The following is a 24,519-nucleotide window of genomic DNA, read 5'->3' as shown; positions in this document are numbered from 1 at the left end:
TGGTACACCGGGCTGCGCGCGGCGTGCGGGTCCGCCCGCCCCGGGGCGGGCCCCGCGGGGGGCGGGTGTCGGTTACACCCCCCCCCCGGCCCTCGGTGGATCAGGCTATGGGCTCAATCCAGATGTTGCGGAAGCGGGCGTGCTCGCCCGGGTCACCGTGATCCTGCAGGCGGATCGAGGCAGGCGATGGCCCTTCCTCGATGCCGCCGCCGGTGACCCCGTCGATGGCTACGTCCTTGTGGACCACTTCACCGTTCCACTTCACGGTCACCCGCGCGTCGTCGACCTTCTTGCCGTCACTGTTGTAACGCGCCGCACGGAACGTGATGTCGTACGTCTGCCATGTGCCCGGGGCAGCAGCCATGTTGCGGTCCGCCGCGCGCTTCGAATAGATGGCACCAGCCTCGTCGGACGCCAACGTGGTGTCACCGTAGGAGTCCAATACCTGAAGCTCGTAGCGGTCCTGGAGGTACACGCCGCTGTTACCGCGCCGCTGTCCGGTCACGTCCGACGGGTAGTTCGGCTCCAGCCACTCGGCGTGCAACTTGAAATCGCCGAACTTCTGCTTGGTGCGGATGTCCCCGCCCTTGGACTCCATGGAGCCGTTGGCGATCGGCCATGTCGCCGCGCCACCACTTGCCTTCTCCCATTCGTTCAGATTATTGCCGTTGAACAAGTCGATCCGCTTCGCCTTGGTCACGGTGAGGTGATCGAGATTGACGTGACCGCTGTCGTCGCCGTCCCTCTTGTAGGTGATGGTGTTCGCACCTTGCTTGAGGTCGAGCGCTTCCACCTGTGTGGCCCAGTTATCCCAGGAACCGGTGTCGGCGAGCCGTACCTGCTTCGCCTTGGTGCCGTTCACGTAGACGCTTATCGTCTTGGTCCCGGTGAAAGGGTGCGGACCGTTCGAGTAGCGCAGACCGACGTTGTATGTGCCGGCCGACTCGGCATTCACGCTGAACTGCGTGCTGGCCCCCGCGGTCCCGTAGCCGGCCACGAAGCCGCTGCCCGTGTAGCCCTGGTGGTCCCGCATCTCCGTCGCGCCACCGCTGAGTTGCGCGCTCTCAGCTTCGTACCTGAGATCCGCCCCTGAGCCGTTCGGGGTCGCGTTGAGCGTGTACCAGGCTTCGGTGTTCCACAGCGACTTCCCGGACTCGGAGCTGAACGGACGCGGCGAACGAACGTGCACGACGTGTCCCGGCTTGAGATCCGCGATCTTGACTGTCACCTTCTTACGATCTGCGGACAGCGTCGCAGAATCGACCGAAAGCGACTTTTCGTCGACCTTCGGCCCCCCGTAGGCCGCAGTCGGCTCGTACCGCCACTGCTTCACCTTGTACTTGTCCTTCAGCGCATTCGCGGTCTCGGCGGACAACGGTTGGGTGTACTCGAACTCGAACCCGCCGTCCACCGCGCGCATCGCCTTGATGTCGAAGGCGTTGCCCTCACCGGGCGTCAGCTTCTGCAGACCGTGGTTGAGCTTGCCCGCCTGGCCCCAGTTGCCGCCGGCGCCTATGCCGCCCGCGTAGATGGCACCGTCCGGTCCGACGCTGATCCGGTTGATGCCGGCCTCAAGCCCCTGCGTGAAACGGAACACTGCGCCCTGGTACTCACCGTTGACCTTCTCCAGGAACGCCCGCTGGATGCCGCCGTAGGTCACGTCACCGATCAGCATCTGCCCGGCGAACGGGCCTTCCTTCAGGTGGATCGGGTTGCTCGGTGAGTTCCCGATCTCGTTCTGCGGCAGCCACAGCACCGGCTGTGTCACCGGCTTGTCGTCGAACGGGCCTGCAGGATTGGTGTAGTGGTTGAAGAACCGTCCCGGCTTGATGTGCACCAGCTTCGACGCGGGCAGCCAGCCTCCCTGGTTGTCGGTAGCGAAGATCCCGTCCTCCGGGCCCCAGCCGATTCCGTTGGGGGTGCGCAGACCGCCTGCGAGGTATTCCACGTTGCCGGTCTCTTTGTTCACCTTGATGGTGGTGCCCCGGTTCTTCGCCGGCTGCGGGTCGGTAGTGGCGCCGCCAAAGTTGATGGACACGGACGTGTTGAGATAGAAGTGCCCGTCCTTGTACAGCAGCCCGAACGCGAACTCGTGGAAGTTCCCACCGTACGGCCAAGTGGCCACGGTCCGAAGGTTGTCGGCGACGTCGTCGCCGTTGGTGTCGTTCAGCTCCACCAGACGGGACTTCTCCGACACGTAGAGCTTGCCGTCCACGTACTTGATGCCCATGGGCTCCTGCAAGCCGGAGGCTATCTTCTTCGTCGTCACCCGATCCGGCGATGTGGTGCCGGTGACGTGATCCAGGAGGTAGACCTCGCCGAGCTTCTTCTCCGAGCCGCCCCATGTGGTGATGGCGAGTCGGCCGTCCGGCAGCCAGTCCATCCCGCCGACCTGCGGCTCGAACCCCGAGGGTCGCAGATTGGTGAGCTTGTAGTCAGGGTGCACCGCATTCAGCGGCATACCGTCGCCGGGTTCATCGCTCCCACCGACGCATTCCTTGCGGCCTGGTGCGGTCACGCGCACCACGTCCTTGTCGGTACTCAGAACCGACTGCGGCACGAGCTCGAACTGCGATGATCCCGGCTTCCGCCACTCCAGCTTGAGCCGCTGTTCCGACAAGTGGTCGAAGTGGTCAATGCGCAGGGAGTGGTGGCCGCGGGTGAGGTCGATCGAGCCGTCCTTCGATGTCGGGGCGTGGCGGCCGTCGTTCTCGATGACCATCTTGTCGTCGATGGTCAGCCGAGCACCGTCGTCGCTGGTGAGCCGGAACGTGTGGGATCCCGCCGTGGTGATGTTGATGTTGGCGATGACCTGGGTGACGAACTTGTCGGGCAGTCCGAAGTCGGCGTCGGACGTCCAGTCGACGGTGGACATCAGCTTGTCGACGTTCGGTGTCTGCCCCGGCTTCAGCGTGCACAGCCCGGACAGCTCAACGCCGACGTCATACGTCCGCAGAGTGACACCGGGTGTCTGTTCCGGCAGGTCCTCGGCAGCACGCGCCGGCGAGACGAAGCTTGACAGCGCGACGGCGAACAGGCTGAGGGCCACGATGGGCGTACGTCGTCGGACAGTTGCGGGCGACAGCGGCCTGGCCGCTTTCGATATCGCTCCAGGGCGTCCACGGAGGACGGGTGGCCATGTCACCCTGCCCCTGGGGTCTCGATGTCGTCTGAGCAGCATCAGCGTTTTCCTTTCGGTTGAGTGGTTCCGCCGGCGGCGGCCGCAATTCGCTCTCGGATACGACGAGGACGACCACCGGCCTCTGCACCGCCGCACGGGGAGTTGACCCCGCGGCCGCCCCGGTGGAACGTCCATGGCAGCGGGGGGAAGCCAGACGTTCTCTCAGGGGAGGAGCGACCGCGGGGGATCTGTGTACGCAGGGGACACGACCGGGTGCCCGGTGGTGCCGGGCACCCCGGTCACCTGCTCAGTCCACCTTGGTGAGTCTCCACTGCTGGTTGGTGCCGTTGTTGCAGGTGTACTGCTCGAGCTGGACCCCGTCCCTGGCGAAGGCGGGCACGTCCAGGCACTTGCCGCTGTTCACCGACACGATCTTCCAGGCGCCCGAGCCCGCGGACTCCAGCCGCCACTGCTGGTTGCTCGCGCCGCCGCGGCAGGCGTACTGGACGATCTTTGCCTTGTCGTCCTTGCTCGCACCCTGGACGTCCATGCACTTGTCGCTGTGCTTGGCGGTCAGGGTGTAGGCCCCGTTGCCCGCCGAGGTGACCAGCCACTTCTCGTTGTCACTGCCGGTGCTCGGCCACTGGATGACCTTCGCCAGGTCGTCCTTGCTGAAACCGGCGACGTTGGCGAGCTGGTTGCTGTGCACGGACGTCAGGCTGTAGTGGTGTCCCGGCTCGATGCCTCCATCACTTCCCGGCGTCCCGACTCCGGGACCGTGGAAGGTGATCGAGTCGAGGTCGAAGGGCCCGGCGACCGGTGACTTGAACACCGCGTACAGGGTGTCCGTGTCACCGGAGGCGTTCACCGGAACGGCCGGCAGGGAGACGTAGTTGTTCCATCCTCCGGTGCTCGGGATCTTCTGGCTGGCCACCAGCGGGCCGGTGGCCGATCCGGTGTGCAGTTCGATCGAGCCGCCGCTGTCCGCGGGCGAGGCCACCCGGAACGACACGGAGGTGATGTTCTTGAGACTGAGCGGCTTGAAAGCGACCCAGTCGTTGTTGGAGATGTCGCCGATGCGCTTGCCGTTCTCCGCCCCGCTCTGTTCGACGATGCGGATCCCGGAGGAGTCGCTGAAGTGCTCGGCCTGCTTGTGCATCGGGTGGAGCATGACGCTCGCCGAGCCTTCAAGGCCCCCCTTGTCGGTGTACTTCGCTGTCAGGACGTGGAAGAACTTGGCGGTGTCGTCATGCCCCCCGCTGTTGGTGGGGAACGAGCCGGTGCAGCCATTCTTCGTGGCCACGTCGTGGCTGTGCTCGTCATGGCCGATCGCGTAGAGCACGGACACCTTGGAGCAGTCGATCGCGGTGCCGTCCTCGGGATCGGTGACCTTCACCTTGTAGTGGACCGTGTTGTTCGCCGCGAGGAACCCGCCGTTGGGCGGATCCTCGAAGGTGACGACCGGTCGCGTGTTGCCGACGGCGACCTCGACGGTCGCCGAGCCGGTCTTTCCGCCCGGGTCCTTCACCGTGAGCCGTGCGGTGTACTTGCCGTTGGCCGAGTACGTGTGCGTCGGGTTGGCGTCGGTGGAATCGGTGGTGCCGTTCCCGTCGAAGTCCCACGCGTGGGTCAGGGCGTCGCCGTCCGGGTCGGAGGATCCGGCCGAGGAGAACTCGACCTGCAGGGGTGACTGCCCGGAGTCAGGGGTGGCCTTGGCCTTCGCCAGCGGGGCCCGGTTGCCGCCGGTGATGTAGTCGACCCGGTAGACGCCGTCGTCGGAGTGGTCCTCGAACCAGCCCTTGCCCCAATCCAGGTAGTACAGCGCTCCGTCGGGACCGAAGTCCATGTCCATGGGCGACTTGAGGTTGAGGCCGGGCACGAAGTTGTTGATCTTCAGGAGGTCGCCGCTGCCGTCCAGCCGCATCTCGCGGATGTAGTCGCGGCTCCACTCGAAGAAGAACGGTGTCTTGTCGTAGTACTGGGGGAACTTGCGGTCGGAGGTGCTCGCGGCGTCGTAGTGGTAGAAGGGTCCGCCCATGGGGGCGGCGCCGCCGCTGGTGCCCATCTCCGGATAGGGCGAGCCGGCGTGGTAGTCGTACCAGACGGTCGCGGGCTTGGCCGCCGGCAGGTTCGTCAGGCCGGTGTTGTTGGGCGATTCGTTGACCGGGGCGGCGCAGTTGAACTTCGCGCCCGAGGTGTTGGTGGCGAAGTTGTAGTCGTTGAAGGGGGTGTTGTCGCCGATGCAGTACGGCCAGCCGTAGTTGCCGGGGCCCTTGACCAGGCTCCACTCGACAATGCCCTCGGGCCCGCGGTTGGGGTTGGCGCTGCCGGCGTCGGGCCCGTAGTCCGCGGCGGAGATCCAGCCGTTCACCGGGTCCACGTTGAACCGGAACGGGTTGCGCCAGCCCATCACGTAGATCTCCGGCTTGGTCTTTGCGGTGCCGGGCGGGAACATGTTCCCCTCCGGGATCGTGTAACCGCCGTTCTCCTCGGGGTGGATCCGCAGGATCTTGCCGCGCAGGTCGTTGGTGTTGGCGGAGGTCCCCTGGGCGTCGAACCGCTCGCGGCCCGCCCGCTCGTCGATGGGGGTGTACCCGCCGGACTCCGAGGGCTTGACGTCGTCGCCGACGCCTATGTAGAGGTTGCCGCCGGGGCCGAACTCGATGTTCCCGCCGCTGTGTCCGGGCTCGGGGTTGCGCCAGGCCGGGATCTCGATGATGTCCTTCTTGCTGGCCATGTCCAGCTCGGTCCCGGCCGCGTTGAGCGTGAACCGCGAGACCCGGACGATCTCGGAGCTGCCGGCGGGTGAGTAGTTGATGTAGACGCGCTTGTTGGTGGCGAAGCCCGGGTCGGCGGCGATGCCGAGCACCCCGTCCTCACCGCCGGTGTAGACGTTCAGCGTGGCCACCGTGGTGGTCTTGCTGACCCCGTCCACCGTCTTGATCATCTTGACCTTGCCGAGCCGCTCGACATAGAAGACGGTGCCGTCCGCGGCGACGTCCAGTGCCATCGGCTGGGCCGGCTGGCTGTCGATGGTGACCTTCTGGAAGCGGTCGGCCACGGTGCCGCCGCAGTCTCCGGGCTCGGCACCGGAGGCCCACTCGATGCCGCCGAGCACGTGCTTCTTGAAGTTCTCTTCCGAGTACGTCGACGCCGTGTGCCCCATCGCGGTGGCCCAGACCTTGCCGCCCTCGGCCTGACGGCACCAGGAGATCGGATGGTCGTGGCCCATCTTGGACGGTCCCGCGTCGTACGTCGTCTCGTCGGCGGAGACCAGCACGTGCGCGTCGCCGCGGAAGTTGCGGTCGAAGTTGTACCACTCCTCGGTGCGCTCCCACCGGTCCGGCAGGCCCTTGGTGGAGGGATGCACCTGGTCGGCGACCTTCGCCGTGCCCTTGAGGGTCGCCGAGTGCGCGGTCATGTGAGCGCCGCCCATGAGGAGTTGGTCCCACCACGGGAACTGACTCTCGACGTTCATGTCGGTGGTGTTGTGGATGGCGACGACGCCCTTGCCGCTGCGCACATAGTTCTGCATGGCTGTGCGCTGGGCCTCGGTGTCCCAGACCATGCCGGAGTTCTGGAGCATGATGATGGCGTCGAAGCCCGCCAGGTCCGTCGCGTTGAAGATCGCCGAGTCCTCGCTCTTGACGACCTTGAAGCCGTCTGCCGCGGCCAGGTCCTCGACCATCTTGATCCCGGCAGGGATCGAGTCGTGCCGGTACGCGCCGGCGGCGGTCTTGGTGAACAGCAGCACCCGGACGTCGTCGTGTGCGGAGGCGGGATATGCCTGGAGCATCAGGAGGGACAGCATGGCCGCGAGGGCGACCGATAGTGCACGGATCAATACTGATCTGCGCATACGGGTTACCTTTCGGGAAGGGATCCGCCGCCTCGGACCGGGCCCACCGGGCCGAGGCAGCCAGCTCGGCGACTGCGAGCTGCACTAGGTCCGCGTCAAGGCGCGGAGGAATGCCAGGCCGTCCGTGGCCAGGGCATCCTGTGTCGGCGCGAGGGGGCGCCAGACGGAGGCGGCCGTCGCGATCGTGGCGTTGTCAGCCGTGAAGGATTCGATGACGAGCGGGCCCTGATATCCGCTGTCGTCGACGGCCGAGGCGAAGCCGGTCCAGTCGAAGTGGTCGGCGCCGGGGGTGCCCCGGTCGGTCCCGCACACCTGAAGGTGAGCGATCCGGCCGCCCGCCGCGCGGACCGCCGCGACGGGATCGGCCTCCTCGATGTTCAGGTGGTACGTGTCCAGCAGCAGCCCGCACTCCTCGGGCAGGGCGTCCAGGGCCTGCCCGACGGTGTTGATGACGCTGGTCTCGTACCGGTTGAGGGGTTCGACTCCGATCCGTACGCCGCGCTCGCCCGCGTAGGCCACGACCGGCTTGAGGTTCTCGCGCAGCTCGGCGTAGACGGCCTTGCGCTCGGCGGCGTCCATCCGCCAGGTGCGCCCGACCGAGGCGTAGGCCGGTCCGCTGACCGCCGGGGCTCCGACCGTCACGGCGACGTCGACGCAGTGCCGTAGATAGTCCTGGGTCTCGGCGACGGCAGGGGAGGCGACCAGTTCCCGGCCCGGTGGCATCACCAGGACGACCGAGGCGGCCAGGCCAAGACCGCTCAGCAGCACGGCCGTCTCCTGAGGGTCCCAGTCCCCCCGGTGCTCCACTGGGAGTTCGATCACGTCGAACCCCCAGTGGGCGATCCGGGGCGCCAGTTCACGCAGGGACTCGTCGGTCAGCGGCGAGGTCCAGACCCATGTGTTGACGCCGAGGGGCCGCATTACTCCTTGCCACCCCACTTCTTCGGGTAGCCGGGCATCTCCTCGCACCCGCACAGGGCGTAGTGCAGGGGCGGCATCCCGGGCTTCAGATAGGTGGAGAGGTTCTCCTGGGTGATCTTCGGCTGGGGCAGGTTCCAGACCTTGGGGACCTGCTCACCCTTGAGGAGCTTGAGAGCGGCGATGACGGGCGTGCGCCACTGGTAGGTGGGGTACGTCGGGGCGATCGCCGTGAGGTCCGAGTCCTTCCACTTCTGCAGGAAGTCCTGCTGGTCCTCACCGTTGATCGGCGGCACGGGCAGGCCCGCGTCCTCGACCGCCTCGACGGCGGCGACCGCGGTGGCGCCGGCGTCCATCCAGATGCCGTCGATCTTGCCTTCGCGCTGGATGTAGTCGCTGACGATGGACTTGGTCTTGGCCGCGTCTCCGTCGGTGAACTCGACTCCGACGACGTCGAGGTCGGACTTGTCCAACGCCACCTTGGCGGCCGACCAGCGGGTCTCCAGTACGTCCACACCGGGCAGGATCCGCAGGGCGAGGATCTTGCCCTTGGGCTCGACCTTGTCGATCAGGAACTCCGCCGCGTCCGCGCCGAAGGCGTAGCCGCCGATGGGCTTGATGAAGGTCACCGGGCAGTCGGTGTCCACGCCGCGGTCGAACACGATGACCGGCACCTTCGGACAGGCCCCGGTAACCGCCGGGGTGAGCGTCGCGGTGGTGTTGGGAGAGACGATCAGCGCGTCGCAGTCCTTGCCCTGCAGCTCGGCGATGTCGGAGATCTGCTTGTCGTCCTTGCCCTCGGCGTCAAGGGCGGTGAAGGACGCGATCTCCTTGTGCAGAGCGGCCTCCGCCTGCATGGTCTTCCAACCCACCTGCCGCCAGGGGTTGTTCACGGCCGCGTTGGAGAAGCACAGCTTGTACGGGCCGTCCTTCTTGTACTTGGCGGTGTCGACCATCTCCGGGTCGATCATCTGCTCCCAGGGCTTGCCCTGCGGACCCTGCGGGGTCTTCGACCGCATCGCCAACTGGGCCTCGTAGTCAGCCTGGTTGAAGAACTTCGAATGGGCGCCGGTGTTGTTCTCCTCGCCGGACGAGGCCGAGGCTGAGGAAGACGCCGACGCGTTGGGCTTGTCACTGGAGCAGGCCGCCAGCGGCAACAGCGCGGTCAGGGCCAGGCCCATGAGGAGGGGTCTGGGTGGAACTCTCATGATCTACCTTCCGGTCTTGCAGGTGACGGTGAGTCAGGAAGCGGGCGAGCGGCGCGGAAGCTGCACGGCTCCCAGGGCGACCGCGGCGATGAGGATGGCGCCCTGCACGGTGTATTCGAGGGCTCCCGAGATGCCGTGCAGATTGAGCAGCGTGAAGAGGGCTTCGAGGGTGAAGGCTCCGGCGAGGGCCGCTGTGATCGAGCCGCGGCCGCCGCCGAGGACGACTCCGCCGAGCACGACCGCGGTGATGGCCTGGAACTCCAGCCCTTGGCCGACCTGGGCGGAGACGCCGGCGAAGCCACCGAGCAGGATGGCGCAGATCGCGGCGGACATCCCGGACAGCGCGAACGCCGTGATCCTGACCCGGTGGATCCGTACGCCGGACAGCGCGGCGGCACGGTGATTGTCGCCTGTGGCGACGAGGCGGCGGCCGAAGCCGGCCCGCATCAAGAGCACGACGCCGACGGTGATGACCGCCAAGATGACCACCGACCACGGCACCGGGCCGAGATCGCCCCGCCCGAACCGCCGGAACTCTTCGGACAGGGCGCCTCGCGGTGCCCCGTCGGTCCACAGGAAGACCGCCCCGGAGAGGATCAGCATCATCCCGAGCGTCGCGATGAACGAAGACACTCTCAGCAGCGTGGTGATGAGACCGTTGACCAGGCCCACCAAGGCGCCGAGCGCCAGGAGCAGCAGGAGGACGGGCCATGTCGCGGAGGCGTCTCCATCGATCAGCCGGGCGGCGATCACCACTTCGGCGGTGACCAAGGAGCCGACCGACAGGTCGAACTCACCGGAGACGATGACGAAGTACTGCCCGGCCGCGAGGATCGCCAGTGGCGCGGCCCTTTTGACGAAGGCGAGGAATCCCTCAGCCTCCAGGAAGTACGAGTTCGAGGCGGCGATGGCGATCAGCAGGATCGCGAGGACGACGAAGACGGGCAGGTTGCCTGGCGCGGGCAGGACGCTCCTCAGCTCACCGAGGCGACGGCGGCCCTCGCGCTGTGCGGGCGGCTGGTCGTCCGTCTGCCGTTGAACGGTCCAGCTGGGTGGTGTCATTTCGACCGCCTTCCTCGGGCGTAGACCGCCAGAGCGGCGACGATCACGACGCCGCGCACGACGTCCTTGGCGAAGGAGTTCACCTCGAGCTGGTTGAAGACGCTGTCGAGCACGGCCAGGACGAGCACCCCGCCGACCGTCCCGGCGACGCCGCCGCGTCCGCCCGCCAGGGCGGTTCCGCCCAGCACGACGGCCGCGATGGACTCCAGGTCGTAGCCGCCGTCGGTGCCGACGGTCGGGGCGCCCGCGCCGAGGCGGGCGGCCAGCAGTAGCCCTGCGGCGCCGGCGCACAGCGAGCAGAGCACGTGGGTGGCCACGATGATCCGGTCAGTACGCACCCCCGACAGCCGGGCGACTTCCGGGTCGCCTCCTACCGCGTAGATCCGGAATCCGAGTGTGGTCCGGCGCAGCAGGAGGATCGCCGCGATCGCGATGCCGGCCCAGAGCAGGGCCGATACCGGGATCGGTCCGATCCGGTCGTAGCCCAGCCGCTGGAACGAGGTGGGCACGCTACCGGCGGGGCCGTCGTAGCGGTCGTCGAGGATGCCCCGGATGATCAGGGCGACGCCGAGGGTCGCGATGAACGCGTGCACTTTCAGCTTGGTGATGACCAGCCCGTTGACCAGGCCCACCAGGGCGCTCAGCACGAGCACGGCGCCGATCCCGGCGAGGACTCCGTACTCGGCCATGGTCTCCGCCGCCACCAGGGAGGTGAGGCTGATGAGATAGGCGACGGACAGGTCGAGCGAGCCGGCGAGGATCGCGAGGGTCTGTCCGACCGCCACGATGCCCAGCGCCGCGGAGCGCTGCTGGATCCCCACCAGGCTGTCCTGGCTGAACAGTTGGCCGCCGTCGGCGTTGACGAGGATCCAGCCGACGGCTGCGACCACCGCCAGCGCGATGAAGACGGGTCGTGCCGGGCTGTCCGCGGCGATCTTCCGCACAGTGGCGTTCCGTACCGGCGGGCGCAGGGCCTTGGTCGGTTGGCTCATGACGCCGCCGCCAGCTGCATGACCGCTGTCTCCGAGGAGCCCGCGGGCAGGTGGCCGGCGATCCGGCCGTCCCGCAGGACGACGATCCGGTCGCTCATGCCGATGAGTTCTGGGAGTTCGGAGGAGATGAGGAGGACGGCCATCCCATCCTCGGCGAGTTCACGGACGAGTTCGTGGATGGCGGCCTTGGCCCCCACGTCCACCCCGCGCGTCGGCTCGTCGAAGAGCAGCACTTTCGGGGCGACGGTCAGCCACTTCGCCAGTACGACCTTCTGCTGGTTGCCGCCCGAGAGGTAGCGGACCTCCTTGCCGGGGTCGGGTGGAGCCAGCCGCACTCGGGTGAGCAGGTCCAGCACCGCGCCCTTGTACCGGCCGCGGGTGGTACGGGCGACGAGCAGGGCGTTGTCCTTGACGGACTGGTGCAGGGCGAGGCCCTCGGCCTTGCGGTCCTCGGTGACCAGGCCGATTCCGGCCGCGATGCCGTCGCGTGCGCTCCTGGTCCGCCGCGGGTCCATCTCGCCGCGGGTGAACGGCTCGGCTCCGAACAGTGCCTTCACCAGCTCGGTGCGCCCGGAACCCTGCAGTCCGGCCAGCCCTACGATCTCCCCGGCCCGCAGGTCCAGGTCGATCCCGTCGAGCCGTGCATTGCCACCACCGCGGACCGACAGCAACACGCGTCCGGGTGCGGCGGTCGCGCGGGGCGGGTAGTAGTCGCCCAGTTCGCGGCCGACCATCAGCTCCACGAGCCGGTTGGTGTTCAGCCAGGCGGCTGCCTCGGTGGTGACCTTCGCTCCGTCCTTCAACACGGTGATCTGGTCGGCCAGTTCAAAGATCTCCCGCAGGCGGTGCGAGATGTAGAGCACGGAGATGCCGCGCTGCCGCAACTCGCGGACGAGCCGGTAAAGCAGTTCCACCTCGTGCTCCGCCAGGGCCGCGGTCGGCTCGTCCATGACCACGATCCGGGCGTCCAGCGTCAGGGCTTTGACGATCTCCACGACCTGCTGCTGCGCCACCGAGAGCCGGCGGACCAGGTCACGCGGCCCGAACGACTCCTCCCCCAGGGAGGCCAGAAGTTCGGCCGTGGCCTCATCCATCGCGGCTCGGTCGACCAGGCCCCGGCGCACCGGCTCCCGGCCGAGGAAGACGTTCTCCGCGACCGTGCGCTCCGGCAGCAGCGTGAACTCCTGGTAGATGATGGCCACTCCGGCCCGCTGTGCCGCCAGCGGATGCGCGAAGGACACCTCCTGACCGTTGATCTCGATCCGTCCTTCGTCGGGGCTGTGCACGCCAGCGAGGATCTTCATCAGCGTGGACTTGCCCGCGCCGTTCTCCCCGACGATGGCGTGCACCTCGCCCGCCTCGACTTCGAGGTCGATCCCCTTCAGAACGCGCACCCCGAGGAAGCTCTTGCCGATGCCCGTCATCTTCAGCACGGCAGCCGCCAGGCACCGAACTCAGTGGAAGCGGCGGCCCCCGTGCGCCGCGCCCCAATCTCCCGGACCGTTCGGGCGTGCGCCCGTTCCATGAACCCGTTTCCAATGATGCCCATCCGAAGATCCGAAGATGAGCGGTGTTTCATCAGCATGACGCGCACATTAGGACTTACTTCCGTTCGAAGTCAACGGACTAACGACAGTTCATCGACATAAGTAGCCACAGAGGGCCAACAGAAGGTGGAGGCGTTCTCCGTTCAGCCCTCCCACCGGCCGATGACGGCGTTCAGATCGGCCGGCACGGCTTCTCCCACTGCCGCACGCTCAGCCGCGTAGTCGCGGAGCATTCGGATCAACTCGGCGTCCGTCCGCCGGGACAGGTCCCCCACCGCGGTCAGCGGCGTCGCCAAGGACAGGCATTTCAGCACGCCGTCGCGCCAGGACGACTGATCGAGGTACGTGGCAGAACCAGGCCCCAGCGCGGCGGCGACCAGCCGCGGATCGTTCGTGCCCAGCGCATCCCGCACCAGCCCCACGGACCGCTCCCCCACGCCCAGCATGGGTAGCGCGCGCAGCACCGCGCGTCGCTCGGAGCTGTCCCCCAGGTGGTACACCGAGTCGACAGCCGCGGCCAGCTCCGGGCCGTCGAGCGGCAGAGCACAGAGCATCAGGGCCCGGGCCGCCTCGTCCGCCGTCCAATCCTCGAAGCCCGGGCCCAACGCGGCACAACCGCAGCGCAGCCCGGCGCCCGCCGAGAGCGTCATGACCGATTCCGGTTGTTCCGACACCACTGCGCAGGCGTCTTCCACCCAGACCCGAGCCGCCGGGGAGAGCAGCCCGGCCAGCCGAGTGCGGAGCTGTTCGGGAGTGACGAGTCCAGAAGCCATGTGTCCGTCTCCATTGGTCCAGCGACCGACAACGCAGTCGACAGCCCTGCAGAACCTGTTTGCTGTCCGGAGCCCGGCTTCGCCCATCCATCCCGCCGCTTTGCGGATTTGTTACACAGTTCCGTCACCGACGTGCACAATTGCGCCGATCCTGCGCGGATCTGCGGGCGTCCATCACCTCGGTCACGCTCGGAAGTGACCGTCAGACATCCGAACCTCGGGCCTGTGACATCATCGATCGCGAGCGGAGGAGATCACGTTGACGACAGACACGGCCGGCGCCGGCGAACTGCTGACGATCCTGCGCGACGGCCGGTCCCGCACCCGCGCGGACCTGGTCAAGCTGACCGGCCTGGCCCGTTCCACCGTCGGGATGCGCCTGGACGCGCTACTCAAGCAGGGATGGGTCGTACCCGAGGCCGAAGCCGTGTCCTCGGGCGGACGTCCCGCCGTCTCCTACGCATTCAACCCGGAAGCCCGTGTCGTGCTCGCCGCGGACCTGGGTGCCCTGCACGCACGCGCCGCCGTCACCAACCTCGCCGCCGGCATCCTGGCCGAGCGGCGAACTGAACTCGCCATCACCGAGGGGCCGGAGACGGTCCTCGGCTGGCTCGCCGACGCCTTCACCGAACTGCTCGAAGAGACCGGGCACACACGCGAAGAGGTCAGCGGGGTGGGCGTCGGCATCCCCGGCCCCGTATCGCACGAAACCGGCCGCCCGATCAACCCTCCGATCATGCCCGGCTGGGACGACTTCGACGTCGCGGGGTGGCTGGGCTCGCGGCTCGGCGCCCCCGTCCTGGTCGACAACGACGTCAACATCATGGCCCTGGGCGAGCACTGGTCGACGATTCGCGACGTCGAGCACATGATCTTCGTCAAGATCGGCACGGGCATCGGCTCGGGCCTCATCACGGAGCACCGGCTGCACCGCGGGGCCCAGGGGGCCGCCGGTGACATCGGGCATGTCCGGGTGGCCGACGCGGACCCGGACGTGATGTGCCCCTGCGGCAACACCGGCTGCCTCGAGGCCATCGCCGGAGGCAACGCCCTCGCAGCCCGGCTGCGCGCACCGGGGATCGAGGCACGGAACGCCTGGGACGTCATCGCCCAGGTCCGGGCGGCCGAGCCCGCCGCCATCTCACTCGTGCGTGAGGCGGGGCGGAACGTCGGTGACGTGCTGGCCTCCCTGGTGAGCTTCTTCAACCCCAGCGTCATCGTCATCGGCGGTGAGCTCGCCGAGGCCGGAGAGCACCTGCTGGCAGGTGTCCGCGAGCGTGTCTACAGCCGTTCCCTCCCGCTGGCCACCGCCAACCTCCAGATCCGCGTCTCCCGCCTGGGCGAACAGGTGGGCGTCATCGGCGCCGCAGTCATGGTCATCGACGAGGCCCTGGCCCCGGACGCGATCGACCGCACGCTCGCCTAAGTGACCTCGGCGAAGCGAGCCACGGGGCATCTGTACTTTCAGCGTCGACGGTCGCACTGAGAAGCTGACGCCGCCGCACAGCCGGCCCCCTTATGCCGCATTCTCTTACACTTTTGCTTGACGGTCGACATAAACGCTCTTACTCTCCAAAGTGACGGGTACACGTCACGTCTGAGCTGGCATGCCTGCACCGCCGCAACTGGTCCGGAGTTCTCCACCTGAGTCGAGGCGCGGTGCGCGTGCTGTCGGGCAGGGGCTCCGGACCGTTCCTCAGAGAGGACCGTCATGCCCCCAGTCCGCCACCGGTACCGCAGACTCGGTGCCCCCCTGGCCCTGCTCCTCATCGCTTGCCTGACCCATGTGCTGGGCACGGCTGCGCCCGCCTCTGCCGCGACCGTCGGCTCCATCACCGGCTTCAGCCAGGCGGGCGACACCTTCACGATCACCGCAGGCCCGGCCAAGGTCCGGGTCGACTTCGCCCGCGCCGACATCTTCCGGTTGTGGCTCGCCCCCGACGGCACCTTCACGGACCCCGTCGGCAGCAAGCTCGCCACGAAGACCGAATTCGGCGCGGTCAACCCGACGTATGCCGATGCCGGTGACCACTACCGGATCTCGACGAACTCCCTCACGCTGAGGGCCTACAAGTCACCCCTGCGGTTCGCCCTCTACAAGGCGGACAACGACACGCTCATCTGGTCCGAGACCTCCGGCCTGACCTGGGACGCGAGCAGCGCCACCCAGAGCCTGTCACGCGGTGCCGACGAGCAGTTCTACGGCACCGGGCTCCGCCTCGGTCAATGGGCGCTGCGCGGCATGTCCGTCCCGGTCAAGGTCGACAACCAGTGGAAGGAGAACACCAACGCCAGCCCCGCGCCGTTCTACATGTCGACCAACGGCTATGCGGTCATGCGCAACACCTGGAAGCCGGGCCAGTACAACTTCCACTCCCCCGTCACCACCCGGCACGACGAAAGCCGGTACGACGCCTACTTCTTCGTCGGGGACACACCCAAGAACCTCCTCGGCGACTACACCGACGTCACCGGCAAACCGTTCCTCGCCCCCATCTGGGGACTCGAACTCGGCAACGCAGACTGCTGGTCCACGTACAACACCGACCCGGAGCAGGGACCGCGGAACCGGCCCGGACACCTCAAGACCCCCGATGTTCTCGCCTACGCCCGCGACGCCCGCGCCAAGGACACGCCGTCCGGCTGGTTCCTGCCCAACGACGGCTACGGCTGCGAGTACGAAGAACTGCCGTACACCGTCACTGAGTTGAAGAAGCTCGGCTTCCAGACGGGCTTGTGGACCGAGCGGAGCCTGTCCAACATCGGCTGGGAGGTCGGCACCGCCGGATCCCGCGCCGTGAAGACCGACGTCGCCTGGGTCGGCGGCGGATACGAACCCGCCTTCGACGGGGTCCAGGCAGCCGTCAACGGAATCGAGAACAACTCCGATGCCCGGCGCTTCGTCTGGACGGTCGACGGCTGGGCCGGCACCCACCGCAACGCCGTCGTCTGGACCGGCGACACGTTCGGCACCTGGAACGACATGCGCTGGCACGTGCCCGCCATCGCCGGTGCGGCCTTCTCCGGTTTCAACTACGCGACGGGCGATGTCGACGGCATCTACGGAGGCTCCGGCCCCACGTACGCCCGCGATCTGCAGTGGAAGGCGTTCACCCCGGCGTTCATGACCATGTCCGGCTGGGGCGCGACCAATCCGTCGACCGGCTACCAGGACAAGCAGCCCTGGAGGTTCGGCGAGCCCTATCTGTCGGTCAACCGCAAGTACCTGAAGCTGAAGATGCGGCTGACCCCCTACTTCTACACGCACTCCGCAGACGCCTCACAGACCGGGGTGCCGACCGTCCGCCCCATGGCCCTGGAGTTCCCCGGCGATGCCGTCTCCCGGGGCAATCTCACCTCCCAGCAGTTCATGGCCGGCGACGCCTTCCTCGTCGCCCCCGTCACCTCCGACACCTCCACCCGCGACGACATCTATCTGCCCGCAGGCACCTGGACCGACTACTGGACCGGCAAGACCTGGACCGGACCGGGCTGGATCGACGACTACAAGGCGCCCCTCGACACCCTGCCGCTGCTGGTGAAGGCTGGTTCGATCGTGCCGATGTGGCCGCAGATGAACCACAGCGGCGAAAAGCCGCACACCCCGATCACCTTCGACATCCACCCGCGCGGCTCCTCCTCCTTCACCCTTTACGAAGACGACGGGGTGACCCGCGCTCACCGGACCGGCGCGTCCGCTCGTCAGAAGGTCGACGTCACCGCGCCGACCCAGGGAACCGGCGACATCATTATGAACGTCGGTGCCTCCCAGGGCAGTTACACCGGCAAGGCCGTTTCCCGCGGCTACCAGCTGGACCTTCGAGTCAGCAGCGCCCCGACCACGGTGAAGCTCGACGGCACGACCCTCACCGCTCACGCCACTAAGGCAGCCTTCGACGACGCCACCACCGGCTGGTTCTTCGACCCGGCAGCACGCTCGGGCACGCTCCACATCAAGACCGGAACCAAGTCGACCAGCGCGGCCTTCACCGTCGTCGCCTCCGGCGCCACACTGCCCAACGGAACCGCGCCCACCGGCGACGCCCCCGGCACCGGCACACCGACCGGCCCGGTCAAGGGAGTCGGCTCCGGCCGCTGCGTGGACATCCCGGGTGCCAGCACCACCACCGGTACCCAGCTCGTCATCTGGGACTGCCACGGCGGCCCCAACCAGACCTGGCAGCTCTCGTCCGACGGCACGATCCGCGCCCTGGGCGTCTGCATGACCGCGGCCACCCCCACCGACCTGGCCCCGGTGACCCTCTCCCCCTGCACCGCCGCCTCCACCCAGCAGTGGACCTACGAAGCCACCGCACAGCGTCTGCGCAATCCCGCCTCCGGCAAGTGCCTCGATGTCAACGCGGGCGCCAGCGCCAACGGCAGCAAGCTCATCCTCTACACCTGCCACACCGGCACCAACCAGCAATGGACCGTACCCAGCTGAGGTGAGCACGCCCGGTGTGGGACGGAGGGAATGCCGTTCCACACCGAACTCCCCCCATTCCGGCCGTTGCATCCTCACGAAGGAGTTCCATGAGACGCCTTGCCGGTGTGATCGCCGCGCTCCTGAGCGCCGCGCTTCTCACTCTCCTACCGTCGCCGACGCAGGCCGCCCCGGCCGGGGCACCCGGCCAGCAGGCCATTCCCGCCCTGAGTCAATGGATGCCCGCTTCCGGCTCGTACACCTTCACCGCCGCGAGCAGGATCGTGGTCGATCCCTCCTTCGCGGCCCAACTCGACGACGACGCCGCGACCTTCGCCGACGACCTGCGCGCACAGACCGGCCGGACCGTCCCGGTCGTGCACGGCACGGCCGCGGCCGGGGACATCCGGCTCTCCCTCGGCGGCAGTACACCGGCCGAGGGATACACGATGACGGTCGGATCGAGCATCGAGATCAAGGCGTCGAAGGACACCGGCGCGTTCTACGCCACCCGGACCGTGCTCCAGCTCCTGCGCCAGTCGCCGACCATCGCCGCGGGCACCGCCACCGACGCGCCGGCCAAGCCCGAACGCGGACTCATGGTCGACCAGGGCCGCAAGTACTTCACCGTCGGCTGGCTGCGCAAACACATCAAGGAGCTGGCCTACCTCAAACTCAACACCTTCCACTTCCACCTGTCCGACAACTTCGGCTTCCGGCTGGAGTCCAGCACCCACCCCGAGATCGTCTCCGCGCAGCACTACACCAAGCAGGAGATCCGGGAGCTGGTGGCTTTGGCGGCGAAGTACCACATCACCATCGTTCCCGAGATCGACTTCCCTGGGCACATGGACGCCATCCTCGCGGCGAAGCCCGAACTCAAGCTGAAATCCAGCGGCGGCGTGGTCCGCGACAGCCTCATCGACCTGTCCAAGGAGGCCTCCTACACGCTGATCAGCGATCTGATCAAGGAGTACCTGCCGCTGTTCCCCGGCAAGTACTGGCACATCGGCGCGGACGAGTACATCGGCCACTTCGGCGACAGCTACAGCGACTACCCGCAGCTGCACACCTATGCCAAGGCAAAGTACGGCGCGAGCGCCAAGCCCAAGGACGTCTACTACGGCTTCATCAACTGGGCGAACGACATCGTCCGCGCCGGCGGCAAGACCATGCGGATGTGGAACGACGGCATCCGGCACGATGATGGCACGATCAACCCGGCCGCCAGCATCCATGTCGAGTACTGGTACGACTACGGACTCACGCCGCAGCAACTACTCGCCCGCGGCCACACCATCTCCAACCAGTCCTGGAACCCCACCTACTACGTGCTGGGCGGCAGCAAGCCGGACAACAAGTGGGGCTACGAGACATGGCATCCCAACCTGTTCCAGGCCGGCGGCACCATCGACCAGCCCGCCCGCAACCTGGGTAGCAACGTCCACGTATGGGCCGACTCGCCGGGCGCCGAGACCGAGGACCAGATCGCCGCGGGCATCAAGTACACCCTGCGGGTCATCGCCCAGCAGACCTGGGGCTCGCCGAAGCCTGTGCCGACCTACTCCGAGTTCACCCAGCTCTCCGACACCATCGGCCGCTCCCCCGGCTGGGTGCGGCCGATCCCGGGCAACCTGGCGTACAACCGCCCGGTGACGGCCTCCTCGACCGAGACACCGTCGTTCCCCGCCGCCCAGGCCGTCGACGGAGACCCGGCCACCCGCTGGTCCAGCGCCCACACCGACCCAAGCTCGATCACCGTCGACCTCGGCTCGAACGTCCCGATCAGCCGGGTGGTCCTCCGCTGGGAGGCCGCCTACGGCAAGGCCTACCAGATCCAGACCTCCACCGACGGCTCCACCTGGACCACTCGCCACAGCACCACCGAGGGCGACGGCGACGTGGACGACCTGACCGGCCTCACCGGCACCGGCCGCTATGTGCGCATGAACGGAACCCAGCGCGGCACCACCTACGGCTACTCGCTCTACGAATTCGAGGTGTACTCCCCCGCCCGGAGCGGCCAGATCAAAGGCGTCGGCTCAGGCCGCTGCCTGGACATCCCCGCCTCCCAGACCTCCACCGGTACCCAACTCACCATCTGGGACTGCCACGGCGACGCCAACCAAACCTGGACGCCGGCCGCCGACGGCACGGTCCGAGCGCTCGGTGTCTGCATGACCGCCGCCGCCACGACCGCCGGAACCCCGGTCACCATCTCTCCCTGCACGCCCTCCGGCACCCAGCTGTGGGCCTACGAAACCGACACCCGCCGCCTGCGCAACACCGCGTCCGGCAAGTGCCTCGACGTCAGCGCCGAAGCCACCGCCAACAACAGCAAACTCATCCTCTACACCTGCCACACCGGCGCGAACCAGCAATGGACCCTGCCCACCTGACGGAGGTAACGACCGCATAACGCGGCGGGACGGCTACCGGGGGCCGAACTCTTTCGCAATGACAGCCCCTTGGGCTGCGTGCGACCGCTGTCGCACGCAGCCCTTGCCCATTCGGAGTAGTCCACATGCCACGTCGTTCTTCCCGCACCACGCACGCGTCAGCGGGGCTCTTCACCTCTGCCGAACCGGCAGTCGGCACATCTAGCAACACGCGTGCTGAGGTGCGCCGCGAGCGAGCGGCACAACGCCGCCGTTCCCTCGTCGTGGCCGCGGCGACCGCGGTCGTGATCGCCGGCGGCACCGCCGTCGTACTGAGCGACCCGCCGGAGTCCGACGAGCCCCGCCCCTTGGCCGCGGTGGAGTCGGCCGCTCCGGCGAAGGCCGTTGCCCCGCAGAGCCCTTCGCCGTCTGCGACCTCGCGATCCACCACTCCCACTCCCTCCACCACCTCCCCGTCTTCCAAGCCGAGCCCCAGCAAGAAGGCAATATCCCGTCCGAAACCTGGCACCGCCGAGCCGAAGCCGGAGCCCACGCCCACCCGGACGCCGCAGCAGGCACCCCCGGCTGCGGCCGCGCCCGCCGGCGTCGCCGAGCAGGTCCTCGAAGTGGTCAACGCCGAACGCGGCAAGGCGGGATGCGGTCCGCTCGCCCTGAACGGCAAGCTCACGACGGCGGCCCAGCGCCACTCGGAAGACATGGCGGCACGCCACTACTTCGACCACACCAACCCGGACGGGAAGGGCCCCGGCGACCGCGTCACCGCGGCCGGCTACAGCTGGCAGAGCGTGGGCGAAAACATCGCGGCAGGCCAGGGGTCCCCTGCCGACGTGATGGGCTCGTGGATGAACAGTCCAGGTCACCGCGCGAACATCGTCAACTGCGACTTCAGGGAAATGGGCCTGGGAATGTACGACGACGCATCCGGAGGGCCGTGGTGGACGCAGGTCTTCGCCACCGGCTGGTGAGGAGGAGCACCAGCCGGACGGCGGTCGTCAACCGCTGAAGGCGTCCCCCGCGTAACGGAAGCGCAGCGAAGGCGTGTTGTAGTAGTTCGCTGTCGTACCGATGGCTGGAGAGTGGGGATTGCCCTGTGCGGCGTTGTGCCAGTCGTCCAGACCGAGGTAGTACAGGCCGGATCCGAGCTGTGCGAGAACGACCTTGCCGTCCCCGCCCGCGTGATACGTCCAGCGGGCGGTGGGCTCCGTCGACGTGCAGGCGGCGCGCTGCTGACGGACCGGGGCGCCGTCCGCCTCAGTACCCGAGTTGGCGAGGCACATCCCGGTCGCGTAATTGCGAAGGCGTACCTCGTGTGCGGCGCGGTCGACGAGCAGCTCCCACTGTTGCGTGCGGCTACCGTCACACGCGGCCTCGTAAGGCTCGGCGCCCTCGACCGGGTCGATGTCCATGCACCTTCCGGTGGAGACGATCGGTAGCTGGGTCCGGTCGGTCGCGGCGGGCGACCAGGACGGGGGCGGCGAAGCAGTGGGCCTGCTCGGCGAGGGCGTCGGGTTACGGGTAGGGGACGATGACGGGGACTCACTCGGTTTCGGAGGGGGAGTTGAGGTGGGGGCGGGGGCGGCTGCCCTCGGAGCGGGGGCTTCTCGGGGCTCGTCGCCGTCCCTGAAGGGGAGGTAGACGCCGACGGAGATGGCCAGCACGACAGTGCCGATGCCGACCGCCTTGAGGCCCGTACTCATACCGGATGCGGTCTTGTGGAGGCCGGCCGCGGCTCCGCCGGCACCGGCGGCCTTCGACCCGTACGAGGCTCCCGCCCACAGCAGGACACCGGCAGGGAGCACGACACCCAAAGTCTTGTTCAGGTCGCGCAGTTCGAGACTCGCGTGGCGGCAACGGGGGCAGTCCGCGAGGTGCCGCTCCAGGCCCTGATGGCGGCGGCGCCGCCCGGCGCGGCGGATCGAGGCGGCGAGCAGGCCCGTGTAATGGCGGCATTCCTCCGTCGCATCCGGATCGCTGGCGTACTCCGCCAGATACGCCTCCCGCAGCCCTTCTCGGGCACGCGCCGTGAGCGAGGCGACGCCGCTCGCACTGAGGCCGAGCAAGGGCGCGATCCGCTCCGGCGACTCTCCCTCGACCGCCGAGTGCCACAGGACGGTCCGCCAGCGTTCGGGAAGACTGCGAAAGGCGCGAACCGCCCGCTTGCCCTCCTCCTGGTGCAGCAGCCACTCCTCGCCGCTCTCCGCCATCGGTGCTTCGGAAAGCCAGGCCTCGAAGTCGGGCGCGAGTTCCGTGCGACGCGCTGTCCGGCACCAGGCGGCCGCGGTCCGGCGGACTGTCGTCAGGAGATAGGGGCGCCAGGCGTCCTGAGGGCCGCTGCCGCCCTGTACGGCCCGCAGCGCCCGGGCGAACGCCTCCGAGGTCAGGTCCTCCGCAGTGTGCGAGTCCCGGGTGCAGGTGCGCGCGTAGGCCAGCACCGGAGTGCGGTGTCGCCGGTAGAGCTCCTCCGCTGCGGCCTGGGCGTCGCCAGGCACGCCGCTGCGTATGTGGACGGTCAGGTCGGCGTCGCTGCTTGCCGCTCCGGCGGCGTCGCCGGGGGTGCTGTTGCGCATATCGGTCATTCTCTGGGCCGGGGGACGGGATGAAAGCATCTCCTCTGCGAGAAGCAGGCTATGAGTAAACCGTCCCGCGGCGTTATCGAACCGTTACACGGTCCGTCCGGCGGATATTACGTGACGTGGTGACGTACAGGGCGGGTAGCGGCGCCGCACTGGGGGTTGTGGCACCGCCACCCGCTGACCCCCTGTCCTCATGACCACGGGAACGTCCTGGCGCCGCTCCTCTCGTCTGTGCCGTATTGGCCTTCGTTGTGGGAGAAGTGAGAGCCACTCGGCACATCCCGGCGCTTTACCGATGCTTTACCTTTACGCTGCGGACGGCGGTCCAGTTGGACGTCCGCCTCGAATCGTTGTTACGGTCCTGCCCGACCCCCTGCACTCCGGCCCCGGGCCGCCCTGCCGCGCTGTCCCGCGAGCAGAGGAACCGAGTGTGAGCACACGACACAGACTGAGGTGGGGATTCACCGTCCCCGCAATCCTCGGCATGGTGATGGCCCTGGCATGGACCCTGATCGGTCTGCCGGGCTGGACCGGCACGGCGAAGGCCGCACCCGCGGGGAAGCTGTCGGCGGCGGTCACTCCCCCCGTGGCCTGCGACAAGAAGGACAGCCCGGACAAGGGCTGGATCCAGGTCTTCTACGTGTACCGCAACGGCGAGAGCCGATTCGAGGAGATGCGTGACACCGTCAAGCGCATCGCCTGGAACATCGACCAGACCTTCGAGGCGAGTGCCCAACGCTTCGGACAGGGCGACAGCCGCAGGCTGCGGTTCGTGCAGGACGACAACTGTCAGATCGAGGTCACCCCGATCGGCGCCGACCTCCCGGACAAGCTCAGCCTGGGCGAGGCTCGAGGACATGCGGACAACTGGATCAAGGAGCACTTGCTCAAGGACGACACCGGCTATTTCGGTCGGCACAAGCCCGTCTACTTTGTCGACGCCGAAGGTGTGGACGGCTGCGGACTCGGCGGTGGCGCCCATGCCGGTGGCCTCGGCGGCGGATGGGCCGGTGTGACGTTCGGGTGCTGGGGCGAGCAAGCCCTCACCCATGAACTGATCCACGCCTTCGGCTTCAACCACTGCAACGGCGCCGACGACCAGGGCAACGACCCCATCTGCCGCGGCGCCGACCAGACACCGCGCTGCGACGACCTGCTGGCGGGGACCGTACTGGACTGCGCGAAGGACGAGTTCGCGTACTTCCACCCGCGGCCCGCACCGGGCAGCCCGCTCGCCGAGAACCCCGAGGGGAACATCGCCAACAGCCCGTACCTCATCAAGAACCAGCCGGCGCCGCCGGTGGACGCCCAGCTGGTGGGAACCAAGGGGCGGTGCCTGGCATCCGGGGGTGCCGGCAAGGCGGCTGCCCAGAAGGAGTGCGGGGACGACACCGTGTGGCGCCGCACCATCAGCACCGACGGCTACTTCCAGTTGGAACTGAAGGGCACGAAGCAGTGCCTCAGCAGCACCGAGTCCGGCGACAAGGCGCATGTCCTGAGCGCCTGCGACAAGGGGGACGAGCGGCAGCACTGGATGATGTTCGACGCTGCCGGCCCGGACAAGGAGCACTACAAGCTGGCGAACCGCGCGACGAAGGAGGAGGCGCGGATCGCCGATGAGGCGGAATTCAAGATGCACTTCAG

15 protein-coding genes and 2 pseudogenes are annotated in these 24,519 nt (G+C 67.9%); 6 read left to right on the top strand and 11 right to left on the bottom strand.

The features are described 5' to 3' along the window. Nucleotides 1-100: 100 nt before the first annotated feature. On the bottom strand, nucleotides 101-1,375 hold the full coding sequence (locus ACFWYS_RS44070; protein WP_384782236.1) for a family 16 glycoside hydrolase: 1,275 nt from the start codon (nucleotides 1,373-1,375) through the stop codon (nucleotides 101-103). Next, nucleotides 1,366-1,490 (bottom strand): annotated as a pseudogene (locus tag ACFWYS_RS44065). Before ACFWYS_RS44065 ends, ACFWYS_RS44070 begins: the two are co-directional and overlap by 10 nt. Here ACFWYS_RS44065 and ACFWYS_RS44060 point away from each other — a divergent pair. Next, nucleotides 1,472-1,723: a hypothetical protein gene (locus ACFWYS_RS44060; RefSeq protein WP_384782216.1), complete on the top strand. Its 252-nt coding sequence runs from the start codon at nucleotides 1,472-1,474 to the stop codon at nucleotides 1,721-1,723. The pseudogene ACFWYS_RS44065 and the gene ACFWYS_RS44060 overlap by 19 nt on opposite strands. A gap of 855 nt (nucleotides 1,724-2,578) precedes the next feature. Here the strand turns inward: ACFWYS_RS44060 and ACFWYS_RS44055 are convergent. The 8 genes and pseudogenes from ACFWYS_RS44055 to ACFWYS_RS44020 all read right to left on the bottom strand — a co-directional run. Further along, nucleotides 2,579-3,181 (bottom strand): annotated as a pseudogene (locus tag ACFWYS_RS44055) (PA14 domain-containing protein); the annotation flags it as partial. A 247-nt stretch (nucleotides 3,182-3,428) separates the two neighbouring features. After that, a complete protein-coding gene (locus ACFWYS_RS44050; RefSeq protein WP_384782214.1) occupies nucleotides 3,429-6,980 on the bottom strand; it encodes a ThuA domain-containing protein in 3,552 nt (1,183 codons plus the stop codon). An 84-nt stretch (nucleotides 6,981-7,064) separates the two neighbouring features. Continuing rightward, nucleotides 7,065-7,901, bottom strand: coding sequence for a sugar phosphate isomerase/epimerase family protein (locus ACFWYS_RS44045; RefSeq protein WP_384782211.1), 837 nt, complete (start codon nucleotides 7,899-7,901; stop codon nucleotides 7,065-7,067). Next, nucleotides 7,901-9,106: a substrate-binding domain-containing protein gene (locus ACFWYS_RS44040; protein WP_384782209.1), complete on the bottom strand. Its 1,206-nt coding sequence runs from the start codon at nucleotides 9,104-9,106 to the stop codon at nucleotides 7,901-7,903. Before ACFWYS_RS44040 ends, ACFWYS_RS44045 begins: the two co-directional genes overlap by 1 nt. Before the next feature lie 33 nt (nucleotides 9,107-9,139). Beyond that, on the bottom strand, nucleotides 9,140-10,168 hold the full coding sequence (locus ACFWYS_RS44035) for an ABC transporter permease (protein ID WP_384782207.1): 1,029 nt from the start codon (nucleotides 10,166-10,168) through the stop codon (nucleotides 9,140-9,142). Then, nucleotides 10,165-11,160, bottom strand: a complete 996-nt coding sequence (locus ACFWYS_RS44030) for an ABC transporter permease (RefSeq protein ID WP_384782205.1) — start codon at nucleotides 11,158-11,160, stop codon at nucleotides 10,165-10,167. The genes ACFWYS_RS44035 and ACFWYS_RS44030 overlap by 4 nt, the downstream gene beginning before the upstream one ends. Then, nucleotides 11,157-12,584 carry a sugar ABC transporter ATP-binding protein gene (locus ACFWYS_RS44025; RefSeq protein WP_384782234.1) on the bottom strand — a complete coding sequence of 476 codons (1,428 nt, stop codon included), beginning with the start codon at nucleotides 12,582-12,584 and terminating at the stop codon, nucleotides 11,157-11,159. Before ACFWYS_RS44025 ends, ACFWYS_RS44030 begins: the two co-directional genes overlap by 4 nt. 266 nt (nucleotides 12,585-12,850) lie before the next feature. After that, nucleotides 12,851-13,480 (bottom strand): EboA domain-containing protein, encoded by a 630-nt coding sequence (locus tag ACFWYS_RS44020; protein WP_384782203.1) that lies wholly within the window; start codon nucleotides 13,478-13,480, stop codon nucleotides 12,851-12,853. A gap of 259 nt (nucleotides 13,481-13,739) precedes the next feature. On the opposite strand from ACFWYS_RS44020, the gene ACFWYS_RS44015 reads away from it, so the two are divergent. The 4 genes from ACFWYS_RS44015 to ACFWYS_RS44000 all read left to right on the top strand — a co-directional run bounded on the left by ACFWYS_RS44015 (nucleotide 13,740) and on the right by ACFWYS_RS44000 (nucleotide 21,267). Then, on the top strand, nucleotides 13,740-14,906 hold the full coding sequence (locus ACFWYS_RS44015; protein WP_384782201.1) for an ROK family protein: 1,167 nt from the start codon (nucleotides 13,740-13,742) through the stop codon (nucleotides 14,904-14,906). 285 nt (nucleotides 14,907-15,191) lie between these two features. Continuing rightward, complete coding sequence (locus tag ACFWYS_RS44010) at nucleotides 15,192-17,924, top strand: ricin-type beta-trefoil lectin domain protein (RefSeq protein ID WP_384782199.1); 2,733 nt, start codon at nucleotides 15,192-15,194, stop codon at nucleotides 17,922-17,924. Nucleotides 17,925-18,013: 89 nt separating this feature from the next. Then, entirely contained in the window at nucleotides 18,014-20,302 is a 2,289-nt protein-coding gene (locus tag ACFWYS_RS44005) for a family 20 glycosylhydrolase (protein WP_384782197.1), read from the top strand. Between the two features lie 221 nt (nucleotides 20,303-20,523). Next, nucleotides 20,524-21,267 carry a CAP domain-containing protein gene (locus ACFWYS_RS44000; protein WP_384782195.1) on the top strand — a complete coding sequence of 248 codons (744 nt, stop codon included), beginning with the start codon at nucleotides 20,524-20,526 and terminating at the stop codon, nucleotides 21,265-21,267. A 27-nt stretch (nucleotides 21,268-21,294) separates the two neighbouring features. On the opposite strand, the gene ACFWYS_RS43995 is transcribed toward ACFWYS_RS44000, so the two are convergent. Then, nucleotides 21,295-22,869 (bottom strand): sigma-70 family RNA polymerase sigma factor, encoded by a 1,575-nt coding sequence (locus ACFWYS_RS43995; protein ID WP_384782193.1) that lies wholly within the window; start codon nucleotides 22,867-22,869, stop codon nucleotides 21,295-21,297. A 436-nt stretch (nucleotides 22,870-23,305) separates the two neighbouring features. Here ACFWYS_RS43995 and ACFWYS_RS43990 point away from each other — a divergent pair. After that, a partial coding sequence (locus ACFWYS_RS43990; RefSeq protein ID WP_384782191.1) for a hypothetical protein occupies nucleotides 23,306-24,519 on the top strand: 1,214 nt, incomplete at its 3' end.

The sequence above is a fragment of the Streptomyces sp. NPDC059010 genome, from assembly GCF_042740355.1.
Classification (GTDB): Bacteria; Actinomycetota; Actinomycetes; order Streptomycetales; family Streptomycetaceae; genus Streptomyces.
Note: the sequence above shows the minus strand (reverse complement) of the source record. Positions and strands in the feature narration are given on the sequence as shown.

Bases quoted from the DNA above. Each gene is read 5' to 3' on its own strand.
- ACFWYS_RS44050 (WP_384782214.1), bottom strand. From the start codon at position 6,980: ATGCGCAGATCAGTATTGATCCGTGCACTATCGGTCGCCCTCGCGGCC.
- ACFWYS_RS44030 (WP_384782205.1), bottom strand. From the start codon at position 11,160: ATGAGCCAACCGACCAAGGCCCTGCGCCCGCCGGTACGGAACGCCACT.
- ACFWYS_RS44035 (WP_384782207.1), bottom strand. From the start codon at position 10,168: ATGACACCACCCAGCTGGACCGTTCAACGGCAGACGGACGACCAGCCG.
- ACFWYS_RS44025 (WP_384782234.1), bottom strand. From the start codon at position 12,584: ATGACGGGCATCGGCAAGAGCTTCCTCGGGGTGCGCGTTCTGAAGGGG.
- ACFWYS_RS44045 (WP_384782211.1), bottom strand. From the start codon at position 7,901: ATGCGGCCCCTCGGCGTCAACACATGGGTCTGGACCTCGCCGCTGACC.
- ACFWYS_RS44010 (WP_384782199.1), top strand. From the start codon at position 15,192: ATGCCCCCAGTCCGCCACCGGTACCGCAGACTCGGTGCCCCCCTGGCC.
- ACFWYS_RS43995 (WP_384782193.1), bottom strand. From the start codon at position 22,869: ATGCGCAACAGCACCCCCGGCGACGCCGCCGGAGCGGCAAGCAGCGAC.
- ACFWYS_RS44005 (WP_384782197.1), top strand. From the start codon at position 18,014: ATGAGACGCCTTGCCGGTGTGATCGCCGCGCTCCTGAGCGCCGCGCTT.
- ACFWYS_RS44040 (WP_384782209.1), bottom strand. From the start codon at position 9,106: ATGAGAGTTCCACCCAGACCCCTCCTCATGGGCCTGGCCCTGACCGCG.
- ACFWYS_RS44020 (WP_384782203.1), bottom strand. From the start codon at position 13,480: ATGGCTTCTGGACTCGTCACTCCCGAACAGCTCCGCACTCGGCTGGCC.